General features: G+C 39.6%; 16 protein-coding genes, 1 tRNA gene and 1 riboswitch. Of the genes, 12 read left to right on the plus strand and 5 right to left on the minus strand.

Going from position 1 to position 18636, the window contains the following annotated elements:
- Both ADJ60_RS08915 and ADJ60_RS11865 read left to right on the plus strand, forming a co-directional pair.
- The coding region (locus tag ADJ60_RS08915; RefSeq protein ID WP_049544639.1) for a pneumococcal-type histidine triad protein at positions 1-2472 on the plus strand (2472 nt) is incomplete at its 5' end.
- Between the two features lie 290 nt (positions 2473-2762).
- Entirely contained in the window at positions 2763-6530 is a 3768-nt protein-coding gene (locus ADJ60_RS11865) for a pneumococcal-type histidine triad protein (RefSeq protein WP_049544640.1), read from the plus strand.
- A gap of 35 nt (positions 6531-6565) precedes the next feature.
- On the opposite strand, the gene pepT is transcribed toward ADJ60_RS11865, so the two are convergent.
- Positions 6566-7789 carry a peptidase T gene (gene pepT, locus ADJ60_RS08925; RefSeq protein ID WP_049544641.1) on the minus strand — a complete coding sequence of 408 codons (1224 nt, stop codon included), beginning with the start codon at positions 7787-7789 and terminating at the stop codon, positions 6566-6568.
- 153 nt (positions 7790-7942) lie between these two features.
- Here pepT and hemH point away from each other — a divergent pair, with 153 nt between their 5' ends.
- Positions 7943-9037, plus strand: coding sequence for a ferrochelatase (gene hemH / locus ADJ60_RS08930; RefSeq protein ID WP_049544642.1), 1095 nt, complete (start codon positions 7943-7945; stop codon positions 9035-9037).
- A 41-nt stretch (positions 9038-9078) separates the two neighbouring features.
- On the opposite strand, the gene mscL is transcribed toward hemH, so the two are convergent.
- Both mscL and ADJ60_RS08940 read right to left on the minus strand, forming a co-directional pair.
- Positions 9079-9459, minus strand: a complete 381-nt coding sequence (gene mscL / locus ADJ60_RS08935; protein ID WP_049544643.1) for a large conductance mechanosensitive channel protein MscL — start codon at positions 9457-9459, stop codon at positions 9079-9081.
- Between the two features lie 84 nt (positions 9460-9543).
- Positions 9544-9975: a GtrA family protein gene (locus tag ADJ60_RS08940; RefSeq protein WP_049544644.1), complete on the minus strand. Its 432-nt coding sequence runs from the start codon at positions 9973-9975 to the stop codon at positions 9544-9546.
- 28 nt (positions 9976-10003) lie between these two features.
- Positions 10004-10100, plus strand: a riboswitch (PreQ1 riboswitch).
- Between ADJ60_RS08940 and ADJ60_RS08945 the strand changes: the two genes are divergently transcribed.
- From ADJ60_RS08945 to dapA, 4 genes are all read left to right on the plus strand, one after another.
- Positions 10098-10607: a QueT transporter family protein gene (locus tag ADJ60_RS08945; protein WP_000737071.1), complete on the plus strand. Its 510-nt coding sequence runs from the start codon at positions 10098-10100 to the stop codon at positions 10605-10607. (Overlaps the previous riboswitch by 3 nt.)
- Before the next feature lie 98 nt (positions 10608-10705).
- Positions 10706-10778, plus strand: a tRNA-Thr gene (locus ADJ60_RS08950).
- A 379-nt stretch (positions 10779-11157) separates the two neighbouring features.
- Positions 11158-12234 carry an aspartate-semialdehyde dehydrogenase gene (locus tag ADJ60_RS08955; RefSeq protein WP_049544645.1) on the plus strand — a complete coding sequence of 359 codons (1077 nt, stop codon included), beginning with the start codon at positions 11158-11160 and terminating at the stop codon, positions 12232-12234.
- 56 nt (positions 12235-12290) lie between these two features.
- On the plus strand, positions 12291-13226 hold the full coding sequence (dapA, locus tag ADJ60_RS08960) for a 4-hydroxy-tetrahydrodipicolinate synthase (protein ID WP_049544646.1): 936 nt from the start codon (positions 12291-12293) through the stop codon (positions 13224-13226).
- A 44-nt stretch (positions 13227-13270) separates the two neighbouring features.
- Here the strand turns inward: dapA and mnmE are convergent, their stop codons facing one another.
- Together mnmE and ADJ60_RS08970 are read right to left on the minus strand one after the other, a co-directional pair.
- A complete protein-coding gene (gene mnmE / locus ADJ60_RS08965; protein ID WP_049544647.1) occupies positions 13271-14644 on the minus strand; it encodes a tRNA uridine-5-carboxymethylaminomethyl(34) synthesis GTPase MnmE in 1374 nt (457 codons plus the stop codon).
- A gap of 137 nt (positions 14645-14781) precedes the next feature.
- A complete protein-coding gene (locus ADJ60_RS08970; RefSeq protein WP_001117398.1) occupies positions 14782-14964 on the minus strand; it encodes a 4-oxalocrotonate tautomerase in 183 nt (60 codons plus the stop codon).
- Positions 14965-15087: 123 nt separating this feature from the next.
- On the opposite strand from ADJ60_RS08970, the gene ADJ60_RS08975 reads away from it, so the two are divergent.
- From ADJ60_RS08975 to ADJ60_RS08995, 5 genes are read left to right on the plus strand one after another with little or no spacing between them, the layout of a single operon-like run.
- Entirely contained in the window at positions 15088-15678 is a 591-nt protein-coding gene (locus tag ADJ60_RS08975; RefSeq protein WP_020902848.1) for a thymidine kinase, read from the plus strand.
- A complete protein-coding gene (gene prfA, locus ADJ60_RS08980; protein ID WP_049544648.1) occupies positions 15675-16754 on the plus strand; it encodes a peptide chain release factor 1 in 1080 nt (359 codons plus the stop codon). The genes ADJ60_RS08975 and prfA overlap by 4 nt, the downstream gene beginning before the upstream one ends.
- Positions 16754-17590: a peptide chain release factor N(5)-glutamine methyltransferase gene (gene prmC / locus ADJ60_RS08985; RefSeq protein ID WP_049544649.1), complete on the plus strand. Its 837-nt coding sequence runs from the start codon at positions 16754-16756 to the stop codon at positions 17588-17590. The genes prfA and prmC overlap by 1 nt, the downstream gene beginning before the upstream one ends.
- Complete coding sequence (locus tag ADJ60_RS08990; RefSeq protein WP_049544650.1) at positions 17574-18176, plus strand: L-threonylcarbamoyladenylate synthase; 603 nt, start codon at positions 17574-17576, stop codon at positions 18174-18176. The genes prmC and ADJ60_RS08990 overlap by 17 nt, the downstream gene beginning before the upstream one ends.
- A gap of 1 nt (position 18177) precedes the next feature.
- On the plus strand, positions 18178-18609 hold the full coding sequence (locus ADJ60_RS08995) for a GNAT family N-acetyltransferase (RefSeq protein ID WP_049544651.1): 432 nt from the start codon (positions 18178-18180) through the stop codon (positions 18607-18609).
- The last annotated feature ends 27 nt before the right edge of the window (positions 18610-18636 follow it).

Here is an 18636-nt window from a genome sequence, read left to right on the forward strand (position 1 = left end):
GGCAATCACTTCCACTATATTCCGAAGAGTGATTTGTCTGCCAGTGAATTAGCTGCTGCCCAAGCCTTCTTATCTGGAAAAGGTAGTCAATTAAGTACCGTTGAATACCGTTCAAGCAGGGGAGAAACAAGATCTACTCTAAGAACGAGTCAATCTGAAACTCCTCAAAATCCTGCTACAGCTCCGGAGAGCCCAAATGAGGATTTAGCTAGTCTTCTTCAAGAATTGTATGCCTTGCCACTTAGCCAACGTCATGTGGAGTCTGATGGATTAGTATTTGACCCAGCACAGATTACAAAACGTACTGCCAATGGTGTGGCAGTTCCTCACGGGGATCATTTCCATTTCATTCCTTATTCGCAAATGTCTGCTTTGGAAGAAAAATTGGCTCGAAATCTACCAATTGGAGGTCAGCCAGTTCAAAGTCAATCTGACAATACGAAACCAAGCAGTACCGATAAACCAAGTTCAACACCAAGTTCAACCATTAAACCAAACTTTAATCTCAATACGCAGGCACCAAATCGAGGAACTGGAGGCGCTTATACAACGGATGATGGGTATGTCTTTAGTCCGACAGATGTGATTGAAGATACAGGAGACGCATTTATTGTACCGCACGGCAATCATTTCCACTATATTCCGAAGAGTGATTTGTCTGCAGGAGAATTGGCTGCTGCCCAAGCTTATTGGAATGGTAAACAGAGCTCACATTCTTCTACAAGCTCAAGTAAACCAAGTAGTGATAATGCTAAACCAGCCCAACCAAGTTTGACAGAGACTCCAAACCTGACTGTCACCCCAACGTATCATCAAGACCAAGGGGAAGATATCCCAACACTTTTAAGTGAATTGTATGCCAAACCTTTATCAGAACGCCATGTTGAATCGGATGGTCTAGTCTTTGATCCGGCACAAATCATCAAACGTACAGCTAACGGTGTCGCAGTTCCTCACGGAGACCATTATCACTTTATCCCTTATTCCCAAATGACTGATTTAGAGCAGAAGATTGCTAGAATTATTCCGTTAAAAGGGCAAAATGGATTAAATCAAATTGGTACAGATATTAAACCTTTAGTATCAAAAGAAGTAGTTCATAAGTTCTTAGGACAACCAATCAAAGCTTATGGAAAAGGTTTAGATGGTAAACCTTATGATACGAGTGATGGATACATATTTACCAAAGATTCCATCGATTCTGTTGATAAATCAGGTGTTATTGCCAAACACGGTGATCATTTCCATTATATGGGATATGGTGAATTAGAACAATTCGAATTGGATGAAGTTGCTAAATGGATTCAAGAAACTGGTAAAAATCCCGATGACATCGTTTCTTCAGTTCACTCAGATGAGAAGGAAAGACCAAAGTTTGATTATAAAAAAGTAACTAGTAAAGTTTCTAGAAATAGTAAAGTTGGTTATATAATTAATGAAGGTGGTAAAGATTATTTTTATTCACGTGAAGAACTCGATCTTACTCAAATAGCTTTTTCTGAGCAGGAACTAATGCTTAAAGATAAAGATAATTATCGTTATGATATTGTAGAAACAGAAATTAAACCAAGATTAGCTGTTGATGTATCTAGCTTGCCTATGCATGCAGCCAATACTACGTATGATACTGGAACTTCCTTCATTATTCCGCATATCGATCACATTCACGTCGTACCTTATTCTTGGTTAAATAGTGAGCAAATAGCAACTATAAAATATGTAATGCAACATCCTGATGTGCGTCCTGAAGTTTGGTCAAAACCAGGTCATGATGATGCTGGATCTGTTATTGCTAATGTAACTCCTCTTGAAAAACGTCCTGGAATGAAGAACTGGCAAATTATCCATTCTGCGGAAGAAGTTCAGAAAGCACTTAAAGAAGGCAAGTTTGCAACTCCTGATGGATATATTTTTGATCCTCAGGATGTATTGGCAAAGGGAACCTATATTTGGGCAGATAAATCTTTCAGTATTCCAAAAGCTAGTGGTGATTCATTGAGAAGTATCAATCAGTCTGATTTATCAGATAAAGAGTGGAAACAAGCTCAAGAGTTGATAGCTAAAAGAAATGAAGAAAAAGAAACAACAAATGATTCTTCTAATTCACATCTAGTTTCTTCAGATAAGAAATCGGAAACAAAGAAAGATGCAACGGATTCAAACAAAGTTGATGAACAACCAAAGGATAATAAATCTCAAAATGAGGCAGATGCGACTAGCAGCAATCCTTCAGTCGAAAAAGTTGGTGAAGAAGAAAAATCACATGCAGAAAATAAAGAAGATGATTATGATGATATACCAGATTATGGATTAGATAAGGATACTTTAAAAAATCATATAAATCAAATAGCACAAATTGCTCAAATTGATTCTAAATATCTTATTTTTTCATCAGAAGGAGTTCAGTTTTATAATAAGAATGGGGATTTAGTAACCTATGATATTAAAACTCTTAAGCAAATAAAACCTTAGAATATTTTGACTAATGAGCATCTAGTTGAAAGGATATTGTTCTATTATTGGATAGAATAATGTCCTTTTATTTGTTAATAAAAAGATGAAATTTCCTGTCTAAAAAATGAAGAAAGGATTCTTAAAGTAATAATTTTATTCTCTTTCACTAAAAATCTTGACAGATAAGCTAAAAAAAGGTAAACTATTTACTGGTTAATTAAATGGTTAAATAACCGGTTTAGAAAAATTGTTTAACCGAGAAAAAGAAGTTAAGAAATAGCTTCATCATTTATTGAAATGAGGGATTTATGAAATTCAGTAAAAAATATATAGCAGCTGGATCAGCTGTTATCGTATCCTTGAGTCTTTGTGCTTATGCACTGAACCAGCATCGATCGCAGGAAAATAAGGACAATAATCGTGTCTCTTATGTGGATGGTAGCCAGTCAAGTCAGAAAACTGAAAACCTGACACCAGATCAGGTCAGTCAAAAAGAAGGAATTCAGGCTGAGCAAATTGTCATCAAAATTACAGATCAGGGCTATGTAACGTCACACGGTGACCACTATCATTACTATAATGGGAAAGTTCCTTATGATGCCCTCTTTAGTGAAGAACTTTTGATGAAGGATCCAAATTATCAACTTAAGGATGGAGATATTGTCAATGAAGTCAAGGGTGGTTATATCATCAAGGTCGATGGAAAATATTATGTCTATCTGAAAGATGCAGCTCATGCTGATAATATTCGAACTAAAGACGAAATCAACCGACAAAAACAAGAACATGTCAAAGATAATGAGAAGGTCAGCTCAGATGTTGCTGTAGCAAGGTCTCAGGGACGCTATACGACAGATGATGGTTATGTCTTTAATCCAGCTGATATTATTGAAGATACTGGTGATGCTTATATAGTTCCTCACGGAGGTCACTACCACTATATTCCAAAAAGTGATTTGTCTGCTAGTGAATTAGCAGCTGCTAAAGCTCATCTGGCTGGGAAAAATACGCAACCGAGTCAGTTAAGCTATTCTTCAGCAGCTAGTGACAATAACACGCAATCTGTAGCACAAGGCTCAACTAGCAAGCCAGCAAATAAAGCTGAAAATCTCCAAAGTCTTTTGAAAGAACTCTATGATTCACCTAGTGACCAACGTTACAGTGAATCAGACGGTCTGGTTTTTGACCCTGCTAAGATTATCAGCCGTACACCAAATGGAGTTGCGATTCCGCATGGCGACCATTATCACTTTATTCCTTACAGCAAGCTCTCTCCTTTAGAAGAAAAGATTGCCAGAATGGTGCCTATCGGTGGAACTGGTTCTACAGTTTCTACAAATGAAAAACCTCATGAAGTAGCGTCTAGTCTTGGAAGTCTTTCAAGCAGTCCATCTACTTTAAATCATCCTTCCTTGCTTACAAATAAGACTATCTCTTCAACATCTGATGGTTATATCTTTAATCCTAAAGATATTGTCGAAGAAACAGCCACAGCTTATATCGTCAGACATGGTGATCATTTCCATTACATTCCTAAGTCGAATCAAATTGGTCAACCGACTCTTCCAAATAATGGTCTAACAACACCTTCGCCATCTCTTCCAATCAATCCAGGAAATTCACATGATGAACATGAAGAAGGTGGACACGGCTTTGATGCCAATCGTATTATTGCGGAAGATGAAGCAGGATTTATCATGAGTCACGGCGACCATAATCATTACTTCTTCAAGAAGGATTTGACTGCTGATCAAATCAAGGCAGCGCAGGATCACTTGAAAGGTGCAAGTCCAGCAACACCAAATCCAGCTCATGACGACGATCACGATGAAGATCATCATGGACACCATCATGATGAAGACCATGATCACGGCTTTGATGCCAATCGTATTATTGCGGAAGATGAAGCAGGATTTATCATGAGTCACGGCGACCATAATCATTACTTCTTCAAGAAGGATTTGACTGCTGATCAAATCAAGGCAGCGCAAGACCACTTGAAAGGTGCAAATACAGCAACACCAAATCCAGCTCATGATGACGATCACGATGAAGATCATCATGGACACCATCATGATGAAGACCATGATCACGGTTTTGATGCCGATCGTGTCATCAGCGAGGATGAGCAAGGTTTTGTCATGAGTCATGGTGACCACAATCATTACTTCTTCAAGAAGGATTTGACAGCAGAGCAAATTAAGGCAGCTCAGGATCATTTGAAAACACATCATGATGCAGAGCCTGTAAAACCTCTTGCTAAAACGGTAGAGTCTTTCTCAAGAGATGCTAGCGATGAAGAAAAGATTGCTTATATTTCGAAGACCTACGGTGTTCCACTTGAAGCGATTAGAATTTCAAACGGATTCTTTGTCTTTGGAAATCCAGACCAAGCCTACGACCCAACTCATATCCATCCCTATGCTGTTCGTAAAGAACATGTTCGGATTCCTCTTCAAACTGGCAATCCAGAACTTGATTTCCTAAATGAACTTTACACGACTGCTTTGCGAGATGGTGTGTCTCCTTATAGTTTACAGGTAGAAAATGGTAGTTTTGTGATTCCTCATGGCGACCATAATCACTACATCAAGGTTCAAACTAAGGGATATGAAGTGGCTTTGAAAAACAAGATTCCAGCCCTGCAATCCAATTATCAACCTGGAGCTTTTGATGAGAAGGCAGTCTTGGCAAAAGTAGATCAACTTTTAGCTGATAGCAGAAGTATCTACAAAGACAAGCCTATCGAACAAAGACAGATTGAGTTAGCCTTAGGACAGTTTACTGAGAACATGAAGAAACTGGCAACTAACTCTACAGCAGGTTATCTTGCAACACTTGAACTCTTTGATAAGCAATATATCCATATTGATGAAAGTGTCAAACCTGTTGAAACAAGCGCTCTAGATAAGAAATATCAGGCCTTGATTGATAAAATCAATACACTGGATACTGACACTTATGGGCTTCCTAAGAAAGACCTTCTCGTTCAACTTCAAGAAGCTAAGTTAGCTAAAGATGAGGCTGGTTTAGCAGCGGTTGAATCACAACTTCAAGCCTTGCAAGACTTTAATGACCGAACAGGGGTTACAACAGTTGAATACATCAAGTATTTCTACGAACACGTAAATGACGGTCGTTTGAGTGATGAACTTCGAAATAAAGTAGCCCAGTTGACTTGGACCTTGTATCAATCTCAATCCTTCCTTAAGGCAGCAGAATTGAACAAATTATTCCCAAGCATCTATCAGGCAAAACAAGAAGTTGAAGAAGCTTTGAAAGCTCAGCCAACTGCTGCAAAATCAAGTCAAACAGTTCTAGATACTGAAAAAGTCGATAATCAAAGTGCCAAGACAGCTATTTATGGCTTCTTGAAAGAATTGTATGGAGACTTTATGCCTGAAGAGCATGTCAATCATGTTAGCAAGGAAGAAGTAGAAAGTCTCTTGAGCAAGGCAAATCAACTCTTGGAACAAATCCAAGAAGAAGGAATCAGACAATCCTTGACAGAAGAAGTAGAAAATCTTAAAGTTGCTACAAACAAGGCTGATGCAGACTTGGATGAAGTAAACAGTCAGGTAAAAGATGTCTTGACTCGTATCGCTAGCGCCCTTCAACAAGAAAAGGAAAATGCTGAGCAAGATCCTCAGACACTTGTACTCTATCAAAAACTCTACGATATTCTCATGTCGCTTCATGCTTATTTAGAAAACAACAAGGGTTCTGATGCCGACTTTGATAAGGTGGATGCATTACTAGATCAACTTTCTGCTAAGAGTAAGGATAAAGCCGCTTTACTTGAATTGACAAAAGCTATCCTAGTCTTGAATCAAGAAATCAAGTCAAAATCAAGTGCGAGTGAAGAAGCAACTCCAGCAACAAAAGCTGAATCGAATGCTGATAGCACAAGTGCAGAGAATCAACCAAATGTAGCTACAGAATCTAACAGTGAAACTGCAAGCGACGAAAACAAACCGAGCAACACAACAGATTCTAAACCTGCTGAACCAGCTTCAGAAAAGGAAACAACAGAATCTACAATAAGTACTGGAAATCAAGAAAAACCAGCAGAATAAAAAGAAAGGCGAAGTAGCTAAGCTACCTCGTCTTTTTAGTCTTTATAAGCTACGATACCAATGATGGTATCAACTGCACGTTCCATAGTCTGAAGGCTGACGTATTCAAAACGTCCGTGCATATTTTCTCCTCCCGCAAAGATATTAGGAGTTGGGATTCCCATAAAGGAAATCTTAGAGCCGTCTGTCCCTCCACGGATTGGTTCGATTATAGGAGTGATACCCAAATCTTCCATAACTGCTTTGGCAATGGTAATTGGAGTCATATCTTTTTCAATGACTTCTTTCATATTGTAGTACTGGTCTGTCAAGTTTAGGGTGACACGGTCGCTACCAAGTTCTTGATTCATCTTATCAGCGATAGATTGCATGGCTGCTTTACGCGCTTCAAAGGCATCTTTTTCAAAATCACGAATGATGTAGCTTGCACGCGCCTCCTCGACACTACCTGTCACATCCATTAGATGGTAGAAGCCTTGGTAACCTTCAGTTAACTCAGGTCTGTCATTCTCTGGAAGTTGATTGTGAAAATCAATTGCTAACTGAAGGGCGTTGACCATTTGCCCTTTGGCAGTACCAGGGTGGACATTGCGTCCTTGGAAATGCAATTCAGCACCCGCTGCTGAAAAGGTCTCGTACTGAAGTTCACCTAGTGGGCCACCATCAACTGTGTAGGCAAAATCAACATCAAAATCTTCTGCATCAAATTTATTAGCACCAACACCGATTTCTTCATCTGGACCAAAACCAACACGAATCTCACAGTGTTTGATTTCAGGGTGAGCAGTTAGATATTCAATAGCAGTCATAATTTCAGCAATCCCTGACTTGTCATCAGCTCCTAGCAAGGTTGTTCCATCTGTTGTGATGAGCGTTTGTCCTGTATATTTCTCAAGACTCTTAAAGTCAGCTGGATCGAGTTTGAAACCAGAATTTCCAAGTTCAATCACACCACCATCGTAGTTTTCAATTACCTGGGGATTAACTCCTTCGGCATTAAAGTCAGCAGTATCCATGTGAGATATAAAGCCAATTTTTCGTGTTAAAGATGGATCATTGGCTGGCAAGGTCCCAATTGCAAAACCATTTGGTAGATAATAAACATTTTGTAATCCAACACGTTTCATTTCAGGAATAAGAACATTTGTAGCAAAATCTACCTGACTCTGCGTACTTGGAGTAGTAGTAGAGTGTTCATCAGAGCGCGTATTGACCTTAACGTAGGTTAAGAAGCGGTCCAAGAGATTGGGATAAGTCATAAAAAACTCCTTTTGAATTCATTTTTTCCATTGTATCATAGAAATGAGAGAAAAACAAAAGACAGAAGTTAGGGAAATTCGCTATGTTGGCGTTTACTTATTAATGGATAAATGATAAAATAAACTTGATAAAAATATCACAAGGAAGCGATTATGAAAAAAGCAATTTTAATGATGACTTTCGGTTCGCCAGAAGAGATTACCTTTGAAGGTGTGGCTGATTTTTTCACAAATATTCGTCGTGGAGTGAGACCTCAAGACCACGAAATTCAAACTCTCTATGATAATTATGTACGAATTGGCGGCACGCCTCTGCAAAAAATTACGCGTGAAGAGGTTGCCTTGGTAGAGGCTAGGCTGGGAAATGAGTATAGTGTTTATTTTGCTAATAAGTTTTCCAGTCCCTTTATTCCAAATGTGATTGGTCAGATGGAAGCAGACGGAATCGAGCAGTGTATTTGCTTGATTTTGGAGCCTCATTATTCTTTCTATTCTGTCATGGGCTATGAAAAATTTTTAGAAAGCAAGCAGATCCAATTTTTTGTTATTAAGGACTGGTATCAAGAAGAAGCGCTCTTAAACTATTGGGCAGATGAAATTGCTAAGATTTTAAAAGAAGAAGTAAAGCAGGATAGCTTTAAAGTCATCTTTTCAGCTCATAGTGTGCCCATTTTTGCCTTGGATTTTGGTGATCCTTATATCGATCAAATTTTTGAAAATAGCAAGTTAGTCGCTGAAAAACTAGGTTTGAGTTCCACTCAATATACAAATACCTGGCAGAGTGAAAGTGATATCGGGATTCCATGGATTAAGCCAGATGTCTTAGAGTATCTCAGAGAACGGAAAGAACATCCAGACCATTATATTTTTGTTCCTATCAGCTTCATTAGCGAGCATATTGAAGTCTTGTTTGACAATGATGTGGAATGTTATGACTTATGTCAGGAATTTGGTGTAAACTACCATCGTCCACCAATGCCAAATACAGATTCTCGTTTGATTGATGCCTTGGTTAATACAGTCAGAGCTAATGAGGACAAAGAGTTTAAGGAATTTCTCCCAGAAGAAGAAACCTTTGATGAGTTAGTTCCTTCAGATGAGACGAAAAATATCTTGGCCGAATCTCAAGATTTACAAATGCCAGAATTTGTGAAAAAATTGATTGAGAAAAAAGGTCGGGAAAATGTTAAGATGCCTTATCTTATTAAGAAAATGCTTGAGAAAGCAGGTAAGTTACCAAAAGAGTAAAGAAAAAAGGATTTAGCTTTGCGCTAGATCCTTTTAATCGATTATTTTTTCTCAAGAAGAGCTTTGATTTCTTGAAGTACTTCCAATTCAGTTGGAGCAGCTGGAGCTTCCTCAGCAGCTTCTTCTTTCTTAGTAAGGCTTTGAGCTTTTTCAATACCTTTGATAACGAAGAAGAGAACAGTACCGATAACTAGGAAGTTGATAACAGCACTCAAGAATTTACCATATGTAACACCATTCCAAGCAAGTTCAGCGATGTTTTGTACTTTCGCAGCTTCCAAGGCTGGATTCAAAATAAGTGGAGTGATGATATCGTTAACAAGTGATGTAACGATTGCACCAAAAGCAGAGGCAATGATCACACCGACAGCAAGGTCAACAACATTACCACGAAGCAAAAATGCTTTAAGATCTTTTAACATTTTCATAATTTCCTTTCAAAAAAATTCTTACTCTTAATTATATTTTAATTAAGAAGTTCTTGCAAGCTATATGTAAATTTTTTCTTATTTTTTAAAAATAAATACCTTACTAAAAATGTAATTGAGGATAATTATCAAGAATTGTGAAATAACGGTTTCAATACTATTAACCTTGTCTATATTATTATTTACAAATTGCCCGATAATATTAGGAAACTGAGTTACAAAGATAAAAGTTAAAAACAAGTCTAAAAGAAAAGTAGAAAGACGTGCTATAGTAAATTTTACTAAACGGCTTGGCCAATTCTCTCTAGCTTGCTTAAAGACAAGCCTATCATTTGTAATAAATGCAAATAGGATACCGATACTATTTGCTAGTCCAGTAGCAAGCAGTTCTTTATGGGTTAATTGATAAATGACTAATCGGGATAGAATGGAGACAAGAGTAGTTGCTACACCAAAAAAGAGATAGGCTAAGAGCTCATTCTCGAAGAGACTTTGAATGCGTTTTTTCATACTTTTAGTATAGCATAAAGCAAGTTATTGTGCTATACTAGTAAGGTTGATTGAATCAACCCTTGGTGCTTAGCTTCTTTCACCAAGCATATTACACGCGGGCAACCGCCAAAGGAGAAAAGATGAAAAAATTAACTATTCGTGATGTTGCAGATATTGCAATCGTTGCTGCTATCTATGTCGTTTTAACTGTCACACCACCCCTAAATGCCATTAGCTACGGTGCTTATCAGTTCCGTATTTCAGAAATGATGAACTTTATGGCTTTTTACAATCCAAAGTACATTATCGGAGTTACTATCGGTTGTATGATTGCTAATTTCTTTAGCTTCGGACTCCTAGATGTCTTTGTTGGTGGTGGATCAACCTTGGTATTCCTCAGTTTAGGTGTTTGGCTTTTTGCAAAATACAGCAAAGATTACCTCTTTAACGGATTAATTCGAAAAGATCATTTCTTCTTTTCAATTCTCTTTTCAATTTCCATGTTTACCATCGCTGCCGAGTTGAATATCGTAGCAGAATTACCATTTTTCCTTACTTGGTTTACAACAGGGATTGGTGAATTTGCCTCATTAATTATTGGTGCGATTATCATTGGTAAAATTGGTCGTCGAATCGATTTAAGCAAATAGAAGAAGATAAGCTAGGTAGCTCTTACCTGGCTTTTTCTTCTGGAAATGTCTAAGGAAACTTGACAAGATTTTCTAACTGTAGTATACTTTTTAAGTAAGCTGATTTAGCTCAGTTGGCAGAGCGCATCCATGGTAAGGATGAGGTCGCCGGTTCAATCCCGGCAATTAGCATGATATTTACAGGGAAACTCTTGAACACAAGAGTTTTTTCTTATGCTCGCGAGAAAAAATTCTGACTTTTGTATAATAAAAGTCATCCTGCAAAATTTTTTTATTGACAAACCCACTTATTTCTAGTAATATAATAGACGCGATGAGTCGATAGGTAGTCTTCGGACTACTATTGAGCATAAGGAGGTCATAACGCAGGAGCGGACCTTGATGAGTTGTGTGAACCTGCTCATCACATGAAGATGCCTCTTAGTCCCTAGTCTAGCGACTGGGGATTTTTATTTTCCAAAAAATGATGAAAAAGCTTTGCAATTCATGGAAAAAGTAGTATAATACATCTATTATAGAAATTTTTAGAAAATTCCGAAAGAGGTTATTTATGGGATATACAGTTGCTGTAGTCGGCGCGACAGGTGCTGTCGGAGCTCAGATGATAAAAATGTTGGAAGAATCAACACTTCCAATCGATAAAATCCGTTACCTTGCTTCTGCTCGTTCAGCAGGCAAGACTTTGAAATTTAAAGATCAAGATATTACAATTGAAGAAACGACTGAAACAGCTTTTGAAGGAATTGACATTGCTCTCTTTTCGGCAGGTGGTTCTACATCAGCTAAGTATGCACCATACGCAGTAAAAGCTGGCGCGGTAGTAGTAGATAATACATCTTACTTCCGTCAAAATCCAGATGTTCCTTTGGTTGTTCCAGAGGTCAATGCTCATGCACTTGATGCCCACAACGGGATTATTGCTTGCCCTAACTGTTCAACAATCCAAATGATGGTGGCGCTTGAACCTGTCCGTCAAAAATGGGGCTTGAATCGTATCATCGTTTCAACTTACCAAGCCGTCTCAGGTGCTGGTATGGGAGCAATTCTTGAGACACAACGTGAACTTCGTGAAGTCTTGAATGATGGTGTAACCCCACGTGATTTGCATGCGGAAATCTTGCCTTCAGGTGGGGATAAGAAACATTATCCTATCGCCTTCAATGCTCTTCCACAAATTGATGTCTTCACTGAAAATGATTACACTTACGAAGAGATGAAGATGACTAAGGAAACTAAGAAAATTATGGAAGATGATAGCATTGCAGTGTCTGCAACATGTGTGCGTATTCCAGTCTTGTCAGCTCACTCTGAGTCTGTTTACATCGAAACAAAAGAAGTGGCTCCAATTGAAGAAGTAAAAGCAGCTATCGCAGCCTTCCCAGGCGCTGTCCTTGAAGATGATGTCGCTCATCAAATTTATCCGCAAGCCATCAATGCAGTGGGATCGCGTGATACCTTTGTTGGTCGTATCCGTAAAGACTTGGATGCTGAAAAAGGAATCCACATGTGGGTTGTTTCAGATAACCTTCTCAAAGGTGCTGCTTGGAACTCAGTTCAGATTGCTGAAACTCTTCACGAACGTGGCTTGGTTCGTCCAACGGCCGAATTGAAATTTGAATTAAAATAGTCATAACGTTTAGGAGTTCAGATGAACTCCTTCTTTAAAATAGAGAGGTGTTTCTCATGTCTTATAAAGATTTAAAAGAGTGTAAAATCATCACAGCCTTTATTACCCCCTTCCATGAGGATGGTTCCATCAACTTCGATGCTATTCCAGCCTTGATTGAGCATTTATTGGACCATCATACGGATGGAATTCTTCTCGCAGGGACCACTGCTGAGAGTCCAACCTTAACCCATGATGAGGAGTTGGAACTGTTTGCGGCTGTACAAAAGATTGTCAATGGACGTGTGCCTTTGATTGCGGGTGTGGGTACCAATGATACGCGTGACTCTATCGAGTTTGTCAAAGAAGTAGCAGAATTTGGTGGTTTCGCAGCTGGGCTTGCTATTGTTCCTTACTACAACAAACCTTCTCAAGAAGGAATGTATCAGCACTTTAAAGCTATTGCAGATGCTTCTGACCTACCAATTATTATCTATAACATTCCAGGTCGTGTGGTTGTCGAATTGACTCCAGAAACTATGCTTCGCTTGGCTGACCATCCAAATATTATTGGTGTCAAAGAATGTACGAGTTTGGCAAATATGGCTTACTTGATTGAGCACAAGCCAGAAGAGTTCTTGGTCTATACTGGTGAAGATGGAGATGCTTTCCATGCCATGAACCTTGGTGCGGATGGGGTTATTTCTGTTGCCTCCCATACAAATGGGGATGAAATGCATGAGATGTTTACTGCCATTGCAGAAAGCGATATGAAGAAAGCCGCAGCTATTCAACGTAAATTCATTCCTAAGGTTAATGCCCTCTTCTCATATCCAAGTCCTGCTCCTGTCAAGGCCGTTCTCAACTATATGGGATTTGAAGCTGGTCCAACTCGTCTACCTCTTGTTCCAGCACCAGAAGAAGATGCCAAACGCATTATCAAGGTTGTCGTAGATGGCGACTACGAAGCAACTAAGGCAACTGTAACAGGTGTCCTAAGACCAGATTACTAAAAAAGATTAGAAAATCCATGACCGAATGAACGATCATGGATTTCTTATTTTCCTAAACAGAATTGGCTAAAAAGTTGGGTAATAAGTTCATCAGGAGCAGCATCTCCAGTGATTTCTCCGAGGATTTCCCAAGTACGGGTCAAGTCAACTTGAAGCAAGTCAACTGGCATACCTAGTTCCAGCCCTTCATTAACAGCCTGTAGGCTTTCAACAGCCTTCTCAATCAAGGAAATATGACGGGCATTTGACAAGTAGGTAGCATCTTGCTCAACAAAACCAGCATTTTCAAAGAAGAGGTTGTTGATTCGCTCTTCAATCTTGTCGATGTTTTGGTTTTTAAGGACTGAAATACGAATAACGTCTTCAGGTAGTTCCGAAGTTTCAATCGCTTCAGGCAGGTCGGTTTTATTAAGAAGAATAATACGGTTTGTATCTTGGCTAATCTCAAGAAGTTGTCGGTCTTGGGCAGTTAAGGGTTCGCTAGCGTTTAGTACTAGCAGAACCAAGTCAGCTTCCTTAAGAGCTTTTTTCGAACGCTCAACTCCAATTTGTTCAACGATATCATCCGTTTCACGAATACCAGCTGTGTCAATCAATTTTAGAGGAACACCGTTGATGTTGACGTATTCTTCGATGACATCTCGAGTTGTACCAGCAATATCGGTTACGATTGCCTTGTCTTCACGCAAGAGGTTGTTGAGAAGGCTTGATTTCCCAACGTTGGGGCGTCCGATGATAGCTGTTGAAATTCCCTCACGGAGGATTTTACCGCGACGTGCTGTTCTAAGGAGATTGGTTAGTAATTGTTCAAACTCCATAGTCTTCTCTCGGATAACAGCAGTAGTGGCTTCCTCAACATCGTCGTACTCAGGATAATCAATATTAACCTCGACTTGGGCAAGTGTGTTAAGGATTTCTTGACGGGTATTATTGATAAGATCAGAAAGGGAACCATCAAGTTGTTTGACCGCGATGTTCATGGCCTTGTCTGTCTTGGCGCGGATGATATCCATGACCGCCTCAGCCTGAGTCAAGTCCACACGTCCATTTAGGAAGGCACGCTTGGTAAATTCACCAGGTTCTGCCAACCGAGCTCCTTCACGGATAGCTAGCTGGAGAATCTCATTGGTCACCGCAATCCCACCATGGGTGTTAATCTCGATAATATCTTCACGAGTGAAGGTTTTTGGAGATTTCATAGCCCCAATCATGACTTCGTCCATGACTTTACCAGTCAGAGGATCAATAATGTGACCGTAGTTGAGAGTGTGGCTGGCAACCTTGTTCAAGTCTTTTCCTTTAAAAATCTTTTGCGCAATCGCAAAACTGTCTGTTCCGCTCAGGCGGACAATACCAATAGCCCCTTCACCTAGTGGAGTAGAGATAGCAGCGATGGTATCAAATTCACGTGTAATCATAATGTTTCCTTTAATAAATAGCTCTTTTCTTGGAAATTTTTCCAAGTATCCTTTCAAATTGTAACAAATTTGAACTATTTCTTCAATGGATGCTACTTGGAGATTGAAAAAGCCTAAGCAATTCTGCTTAAGCTAGATTATTTGGTGCGCATTTCACCTTGAGGGAAGTAAGTTCCTTCTGGCATGTCGTTGATGATGACATGGACAGCAGATTGAGGTGCTCCAGTGTTACGGATAACAGCTTCCGTCACTTCCTTAGCAAGAGCTTTCTTTTGCTCGAGCGTGCGTCCTTCAAATAAATCGATGCGTACAAATGGCATAATAGCTTCCTCCACTAGTTTTGGATTTCTTCTATTTTACCACATTTTGCCGTTTAAAGCTTAAGAAAATTATGATATACTAGAATGTAGCAAAAATTTAGAAATGGACGTGAAGCAAGAAACATGGCACAGTTGTATTATCGTTATGGGACCATGAACTCTGGTAAAACGATTGAGATTCTCAAGGTGGCCTATAACTATGAGGAGCAAGGAAAAGGTGTTGTGATTATGACCTCGGCTCTGGATACGCGTGACGGTGTTGGCTATGTGTCGAGTCGTATTGGCATGAAACGCCCTGCCATTGCGATTGAGGAAACAACTGATATCTTCGGCTATATCCGAGACCTATCAGAAAAACCTTACTGTGTGTTGGTTGATGAAGCCCAGTTTCTTAAACGTCATCATGTTTATGATCTAGCTCGTGTTGTTGATGAGTTAGATATACCCGTCATGGCTTTTGGTTTGAAAAATGATTTTCGCAATGAACTGTTCGAAGGTTCCAAGTATCTCTTGCTTTTAGCAGATAAGATTGATGAAATCAAGACCATTTGTCAGTATTGCAAGAAAAAGGCGACCATGGTGTTGCGTACTCAGGATGGACTGCCCGTTTACGATGGAGAACAGATCCAGATTGGTGGTAATGAAACCTATATCTCAGTTTGTCGTAAACATTATTTTGCGCCTGAAATCAATAAGGAGAATGAAGAAAAATGAACATCTATGATCAACTACAAGCTGTAGAAGACCGTTATGAAGAATTAGGAGAGTTGCTCAGTGACCCAGATGTAGTTTCGGACACCAAGCGTTTCATGGATCTTTCCAAAGAAGAGGCTTCTACTCGTGATACGGTAACAGCCTACCGTGAGTATAAACAAGTCCTTCAAAACATCGTTGACGCTGAAGAAATGATTAAGGAATCAGGCGGAGATGCGGACTTGGAAGAAATGGCCAAGCAAGAACTCAAAGATGCCAAGGCTGAAAAAGAAGAATACGAAGAAAAACTGAAAATCTTGCTCCTTCCAAAGGATCCAAACGATGATAAGAACATCATCCTTGAAATCCGTGGCGCCGCTGGTGGAGACGAAGCAGCACTTTTCGCTGGAGATTTGCTAACCATGTACCAAAAGTATGCTGAAGCCCAAGGCTGGCGCTTTGAAGTTATGGAAGCTTCTATGAATGGTGTCGGTGGTTTCAAAGAAGTCGTTGCCATGGTTTCAGGTCAATCTGTTTACTCTAAACTCAAGTACGAATCTGGTGCCCACCGTGTGCAACGTGTCCCTGTGACAGAAAGCCAAGGCCGTGTTCATACTTCAACAGCAACAGTTCTTGTCATGCCTGAAGTCGAAGAAGTAGAATACGATATTGATCCAAAAGACCTTCGTGTCGACATCTATCATGCATCAGGTGCTGGTGGACAGAACGTCAACAAGGTTGCGACTGCCGTTCGTATCGTTCACTTGCCAACCAATATCAAGGTTGAGATGCAGGAAGAACGTACCCAGCAGAAAAACCGTGAAAAAGCCATGAAAATCATCCGTGCGCGTGTTGCTGACCACTTCGCACAAATTGCACAAGATGAACAAGATGCTGAGCGTAAGTCGACAATCGGTACTGGTGACCGTTCAGAACGGATTCGTACTTATAACTTCCCACAAAACCGTGTCACAGACCACCGTATCGGTTTAACCCTCCAAAAACTAGATACCATTTTGTCTGGTAAATTGGATGAAGTTGTGGATGCCTTGGTGTTCTATGACCAAACACAAAAATTAGAAGAATTAAACAAATAATGAAATTAGCGCAATTATTTTCAGATTTTGAAGAAGAGTTGATAAGACAAGGAGAGGAAGCAGAAAGCCTCTCTTTTGTCTATCGTAGCCTCAAAAATCTATCTTTTACAGACTTTGTTTTTTCCCTCCAGCAGGAAGTGACGGAAGAGGAAGAAGTATTTGTAAAAGGAATTTTACAACAGTTAGCATCTCATAAACCGGCACAGTACATCATTGGACAGGCAGATTTTTATGGAATGCAGTTAAAAGTTGATGAGCGAGTATTGATCCCTCGTCCAGAGACAGAGGAGTTAGTGGAGCTTATCCTGGCTGAAAATCCTGAGATGAATCTTTCAGTTTTGGATATTGGAACAGGTAGTGGAGCTATTGCTCTCGCTCTAGCAAAAAACAGACCAGCTTGGTCAGTGACAGCAGCAGACATTTCCCAAGATGCTTTAGATGTAGCCGGCGAAAATGCTAAAAATCAAAATCTTCAAATATTTTTAAAAAAATCTGACTGTTTTACAGAAATTTCTGAAAAATATGATATAATTGTTTCCAATCCACCCTATATCTCTCGTGAAGATGAGTCAGAGGTCGGCTTGAATGTCTTGCATTCGGAGCCTCATCTAGCTCTCTTTGCAGACGAGGATGGCCTAGCTATTTACCGTAGAATTGCGGAAGATGCAAAAGACTATCTCAAAGATGGTGGTAAGATTTACCTTGAAATTGGATACAAGCAAGGTCAAAGTGTTCCTGATCTTTTTAGGAAACATCTTCCTGAAAAAAGAGTTCGAACACTCAAGGACCAATTTGGTCAAGATAGGATGGTCGTGGTTGATGATGGACAGGATTAGACAAGAGTTGGAAAATGGTGGAGCTGCCGTTCTACCTACAGAGACAGTTTACGGTCTTTTTGCCAAGGCTCTAGACGAAAAAGCAGTTAATCATGTATACCGGATTAAACGTCGTCCAAGAGATAAGGCACTCAATCTCAATATCGCCTCTCTAGAGGACATCTTGTACTTTTCTAAGAATCAGCCAACTTATCTACAAAAACTTGTAGAGATCTTTTTACCAGGTCCCTTGACCATTATTCTCGAAGCTAATGACCGAGTTCCCTATTGGGTCAATTCTGGCCTTGCGACTGTTGGATTTCGGATGCCGAGTCATCCCATTACCCTTGATTTGATTCGAGAGACAGGTCCCTTGATTGGGCCGTCTGCCAATATTTCAGGTCAGGCAAGTGGAGTGACCTTTGAACAAATTCTGAAGGATTTTGATCAAGAGGTTCTGGGTCTGGAAGACGATGCTTTTTTAACTGGACAGGATTCAACTATTGTGGATTTGTCTGGAGACAAGGTGAAAATCTTACGCCAAGGGGCCATTAAGCGAGAAGATATTCTTGCTCGGTTGCCAGAGATTTCTTTTGAGGAGGAATAAAATGCTAAGAGATTTGCAAGAAACAGATGTGAAAGCTATTTGTGACATCAATCAAGAGGCTTTGGGCTATTCTTTTAGTACAGAGGAAACAGCTAGTCAACTAGCTAGATTATCTCAGGATTCACATCATTTCCTACTTGGCTATGAGGATGCAGCTAGTCATGTCTTACTTGGATATGTCCACGCTGAGGTCTATGAATCACTTTATTCTAAAGCAGGATTTAATATCTTAGCTTTAGCAGTTTCACCTCAAGCACAAGGGCAAGGTATCGGTAAAGGCTTACTGCAAGGGTTGGAGCAAGAAGCAAAAAGACGTGGTTACGGGTTTATCCGCTTAAACTCTGCCGATCATCGTCTGGGTGCTCATGCATTTTATGAAAAAGTTGGTTATACTTGTGATAAAATGCAGAAACGGTTTATTCGCATCTTTTAGTTTAATTTTCTTATTAGAAAATTAAAC

This window comes from Streptococcus pseudopneumoniae, from assembly GCF_001076775.1.
Lineage (GTDB): Bacteria > Bacillota > Bacilli > Lactobacillales > Streptococcaceae > Streptococcus > Streptococcus pseudopneumoniae_G.